The following is a 4318-nucleotide window of genomic DNA, read 5'->3' on the forward strand; positions in this document are numbered from 1 at the left end:
CAGCTTCTGAAAGCTTTACCCGGAAAAACATCAACTGCTCGATTGATGAAAGCTTTGAAAAATTTGCAGATGTGCTGGCGGCGGCCAAAGCCGGCGGCATTAAAGTCCGCGGCTATGTGTCCTGCATGGCCGACTGCCCTTATGAAGGCGCAATTGCCCCTGCGCAGGTGGCCAAAGTCAGCAAGCGCTTGCTGGATATGGGCTGCTATGAAGTGTCGCTGGGCGAAACCATTGGCACGGCGACGCCAGACCGGGTCAAGAAAGTTTGGGAAGCCTGCCTGGCGGAAATAGACAGCAGCGTTTTAGCCGGCCATTTTCACAACACCTACGGCATGGCGATTGCCAACGTCTATCAGTCTTTGCTGCAAGGCATACGGGTCTTTGATTCATCGATTGCCGGTCTGGGCGGCTGCCCTTATGCCAAAGGCGCATCGGGCAATGTTTCCACCGAAGATTTGTATTACCTGCTGTCCGGCATGGGCTTTGCAACGGGTATTAACTTAGATGCCTTAATGCATGCCAGCCAGAATATCAGCCAAGTGCTGAACCGCGCCAATCCATCCAACTATGCCAATGCCTATTGGCAAACCCGCTGCGCTTAAAGCCCAGCCGGCAGGATTTGGCAATAAATAAAGGCCTGAAAAATTCATCAAATAAGCGTCATTAGAGACCAATGACAGCGCAAACAGAAAAGAGGTATCGGATGCCGAATAAAGTCTATGAAAATGCAGACGCTGCATTGCGGGATATTGTAAAGGACGGCCAAACCTTGGCCGTCGGCGGTTTTGGCCTGTGCGGCATTCCTGAAGCGCTGATCGCCGCGCTGAAGCAGACCGGAGCTAAAGAGCTGACTTGCATTTCCAACAATGCCGGGGTTGACGGCTTTGGCCTGGGCGTTCTGCTGGAAACCAAGCAGATTAAAAAAATGATTTCATCCTATGTCGGTGAAAACAAGGAATTTGAGCGCCAGTATTTAAACGGCGAACTGGAAGTTGAGCTGACCCCGCAAGGCACGCTGGCGGAGAAGCTCCGCGCGGGCGGCGCAGGCATTCCGGCCTTCTTTACCCAGACCGGCGTCGGCACCTTGATTGCGGAAGGCAAGGAAGTCCGCGAGTTTGACGGCAAAGACTACATTCTGGAAAACTCGCTCACCGCCGATATTGCGCTGGTGAAAGCCTATAAGGCAGACAAGGCCGGAAATTTGATTTTCCGCAAGACGGCGCAGAACTTCAATCCGGTTTGCGCCATGGCCGGAAAAATCAGCATTGCCGAAGTGGAAGAAATTGTTGAAATCGGCGATTTGGACCCGGATGAAATTCATTTGCCGGGCATCTACATCAACCGCATTGTGCTGAATGCGCAGCCTGAAAAACGCATTGAACAGATGACATTGAAAACGGAGGCTGCATAGCATGGCTTGGACACGCAATGAAATGGCGCAGCGCGCGGCGCTGGAGCTGGAAGACGGCTTTTATGTCAATTTAGGCATTGGCTTGCCTACGCTGGTCGCCAACTACATTCCTGAACATATCAACGTCTGGCTGCAGTCTGAAAATGGCCTGCTGGGCATCGGTGAATTTCCAACGTCCGATACGGTAGATGCCGACCTGATCAATGCTGGCAAGCAGACCGTCACGGCGCGCAAAGGCGCAGCGTTTTTTTCCAGCGCGGAATCCTTCGCGATGATCCGCGGCGGGCATGTCAATATTGCGATTTTGGGCGCAATGGAAGTGTCTGAAACGGGCGACCTTGCCAATTGGATGATTCCCGGCAAAAAAGTCAAAGGCATGGGCGGCGCCATGGATCTGGTGGCCGGCGTGCAGAAAGTGGTGGTACTGATGGAGCACTGCGCCAAAGACGGAACGCCGAAAATTGTCGGGCAATGCAGCCTGCCTCTAACCGGCAAAGGCGTGGTGCACCGCGTCATTACCGACTTGGCGGTAATGGACATTACCGAGCACGGCGTCAAGCTGGTGGAGCTTGCCCAGGATGTCAGTTTTGATGATATTCAGAAAGTCACCGGGGTCAGCCTGATTCAGTAAGAACTGAACGCTGCCCACCGGCACACCCCTCTGAAGCTGCAAACAGCTTCAGATGGATTTTTTGTCCAGCCTTAGACGGCTAAAGCCGCTGCTTTGGCTTTGGCGCGCGCCGCATGCAGTTTTTTGCAGCTGTCGATTAAGCGCAAATGGCGGTCAAGCCCTTCCAGCTTCATGCTGGTCGGCGTTAAGCCGTAGAAGCGCACGCTGCCTTCCAGCGATCCCGTCACTGCGTCCATGCGTTCATCACCGAACATGCGGCGGAAGTTGGCTGCATAATCATCCAGTTCCATCTCATCATCCAGCTCTACTTCCAGAACCACATTCATGCACTGATAGAACAAGCCGCGCTCAACGGTGTTGGTATTGTACTGCAGGAACTGCTCGACCAGATCTTTCGCTTCTTCAAACTGCTGCAGGGCAAGATAAATCAGCAGCTTCAGTTCCAGAATTGTGAGCTGGCCCCATACGGTATTGTCATCAAACTCAATGCCGATCAATGTGGTGATTTCGGTGTAATCATCCGCTTCAATATCTTCCAGCCGTTCAGCCAGCGCTTCCAGCTGCTCATCGTCCAAGCGGTGCAGGTTCAAAATATCTTCGCGGAACAGCAGCGCCTTATTGGTGTTGTCCCAAACCAGATCTTCCACCAGATAAATTTCCGAATAGCCCGGCACCAAAATGCGGCAGGCGGTTGCGCCTAAATGCTGATACACTGCCATATAGGCGTCTTTGCCCATGTCTTCAAGAATGCCAAACAGCGCCGCCGCTTCATCCGCATTGGAATTTTCACCTTGGCCGGAAAAATCCCATTCAACAAAATCGAAGTCCGATTTCGCGCTGAAAAAGCGCCATGACACAACGCCGCTGGAGTCAATAAAGTGTTCCACAAAGTTGTTTGGCTCAGTGACGGCATTGCTGCTGAAAGTCGGGCGCGGCAAGTCGTTCAGGCCTTCAAAGCTGCGGCCCTGCAGCAGCTCGGTCAGGCTGCGCTCCAGCGCCACTTCAAAGCTTGGGTGCGCGCCGAAAGATGCAAACACGCCGCCGGTGCGCGGGTTCATCAAGGTCACGCACATCACCGGGAACTGACCGCCCAGCGAAGCGTCTTTCACCAGCACCGGAAAGCCCTGCTCCTCCAAGCCTTTAATGCCCGCCACAATGCCGGGATATTTCGCCAGCACATCTTCCGGCACGTCCGGCAACGCAATTTCGCCTTCCAGAATCTCGCGCTTCACCGCGCGCTCAAAAATTTCCGACAGGCACTGCACCTGCGCTTCGGCCAAGGTATTGCCCGCGCTCATGCCGTTGCTTAAGTACAGGTTTTCAATCAGGTTGGATGGGAAATAAACCGTTTCTCCATCAGACTGGCGCACAAAGGGCAGCGAGCAGATGCCGCGCGCGGTATTGCCCGAATTAGTGTCATACAGATGCGTGCCCAGCAGCTCATCATCCGGATTGTAAATTTCCAGGCAGTATTCATCCAGAATGCCTTCCGGCAGTTCGCCATTCGGCCCCGGCTGGAACCATTGCTCATCCGGATAATGCACAAATTCAGCATTGGCGATTTCCTCGCCCCAGAACTGGTCGTTGTAGAAGAAGTTGCAGTTCAGGCGCTCAATGAATTCACCCAGCGCTGAAGCCAGAGCGCTTTCCTTGGTTGAACCTTTGCCGTTGGTAAAGCACATTGGCGACTGCGCGTCGCGGATATGCAAAGACCAGACATTCGGCACAATATTGCGCCATGAAGCGATTTCAATCTTCATGCCTAAATTGGCCAAAATGCCGGACATATTGGCGATAGTTTCTTCCAGCGGCAGGTCTTTGCCGGCAATATAGGTGCTGCTTTCTGAAGCCAGGCTCGGCATCAGCAGCGCCTGCGCGTCAGCATCAATGCTTTCCACTTCTTCAATGACAAATTCCGGGCCGGTTTGAATCACTTTTTTGACTGTGCAGCGGTCAATCGAGCGCAGAATGCCTTGGCGGTCTTTTTCTGAAATATCGGCCGGCAGCTCAACCTGAATTTTAAAAATCTGCTTGTAGCGGTTTTCCGGGTCTACAATGTTGTTCTGCGACAGGCGGATATTGTCGGTCGGAATATCGCGGGCAGCGCAGTACACTTTGACAAAATACGCTGCGCACAGCGCTGACGATGCCAGAAAATAGTCGAACGGCCCCGGCGCTGAACCGTCGCCTTTGTAGCGGATCGGCTGGTCGGCAATCACCGTGAAGTCATCGAACTTGGCTTCTTGTCGAAGGTTGTCGAGATAATTAACCTTGAT

The 4318-nt window shown here is 53.3% G+C and carries 4 protein-coding genes; 3 read left to right on the plus strand and 1 reads right to left on the minus strand.

What is annotated here, in order from left to right:
• The 3 genes from RSA72_RS14065 to RSA72_RS14075 form a co-directional block, all read left to right on the plus strand.
• The coding region (locus RSA72_RS14065) for a hydroxymethylglutaryl-CoA lyase (RefSeq protein WP_332633376.1) at positions 1 to 602 on the plus strand (602 nt) is incomplete at its 5' end.
• A 101-nt stretch (positions 603 to 703) separates the two neighbouring features.
• Complete coding sequence (locus RSA72_RS14070; protein ID WP_332621989.1) at positions 704 to 1411, plus strand: CoA transferase subunit A; 708 nt, start codon at positions 704 to 706, stop codon at positions 1409 to 1411.
• 1 nt (position 1412) lies between these two features.
• Positions 1413 to 2042, plus strand: coding sequence for a CoA transferase subunit B (locus RSA72_RS14075; protein ID WP_332621990.1), 630 nt, complete (start codon positions 1413 to 1415; stop codon positions 2040 to 2042).
• A gap of 71 nt (positions 2043 to 2113) precedes the next feature.
• Here the strand turns inward: RSA72_RS14075 and RSA72_RS14080 are convergent.
• Positions 2114 to 4318: OsmC domain/YcaO domain-containing protein (locus tag RSA72_RS14080; RefSeq protein WP_332633378.1), on the minus strand; the 2205-nt coding region annotated here is incomplete at its 5' end.

Source organism: Acinetobacter sp. (assembly GCF_036659555.1).
Classification (GTDB): Bacteria; Pseudomonadota; Gammaproteobacteria; order Pseudomonadales; family Moraxellaceae; genus Acinetobacter.

Coding starts and splice junctions, on each gene's coding strand:
- RSA72_RS14070 (WP_332621989.1), top strand. CDS start 704: ATGCCGAATAAAGTCTATGAAAATGCAGACGCTGCATTGCGGGATATT.
- RSA72_RS14075 (WP_332621990.1), top strand. CDS start 1,413: ATGGCTTGGACACGCAATGAAATGGCGCAGCGCGCGGCGCTGGAGCTG.